The sequence below is a fragment of the Acidocella sp. MX-AZ02 genome (assembly GCF_000306035.1).
Lineage (GTDB): Bacteria > Pseudomonadota > Alphaproteobacteria > Acetobacterales > Acetobacteraceae > Acidocella > Acidocella facilis.
Map to the genome: position 1 here is coordinate 1 of NZ_JH976264.1, position 595 is coordinate 595.

A 595-nucleotide genomic window follows, 5' to 3' on the forward strand; every position below is an offset into this window, starting at 1 on the left:
GGCTCTATAGAGTTTCGCGTCTTCGCCCGAGCCATTGCTCATCGTATCTTTGTGGTCCTCCGGTTCCATCTGAATTGCCGGTCCATCATCCCGCGCTGGCCCACCTCCTGCCTCGTTGGCCTGAGCGGCTGGCATATGATGAGAATCCAGCCCATCACCTTTGGGCCCCTTGGTCTCCCCGTGAGCACCTCCATGGTATTTTCCTTGGCCAGTCCCCTTGCGCAAATGCGCGCAGGGGTCTTCATTGCATTCAACGCAAGGCTCCGAAGCGTCGGATGTCTTGAGCTGCTCGTCAGCCTTCTCATTGGCGTTATGAATGGCCTGGCCCAGCTTTGCCGCCCCGTAGCCAAGCGCCGTTCCAACGACCGCACCAACAACGATACCGGCCGCAATCCCAATCGGCCCACCAACTGCACCGATTTCTCCGCCCGCTTCAGCACCTGCAAACGTGCTCATCAGGAACGCCCCTCGCGCGACAGGATATAGGCCATGGCCTGCATCATTGATTTTATAGCCTCGTCCGGGCCGCCCGCGCCTTGCGCGAGTGCAGTCTGCAGTTCGGGCTTGCTGCTCAATTGCCCCTTGGTCAACAGCA

General features: G+C 59.7%; 1 protein-coding gene. It reads right to left on the reverse strand.

The features are described from left to right. A partial coding sequence (locus tag MXAZACID_RS19020) for a hypothetical protein (protein WP_008495922.1) occupies positions 1-456 on the reverse strand: 456 nt, incomplete at its 3' end. Positions 457-595: the final 139 nt, after the last annotated feature.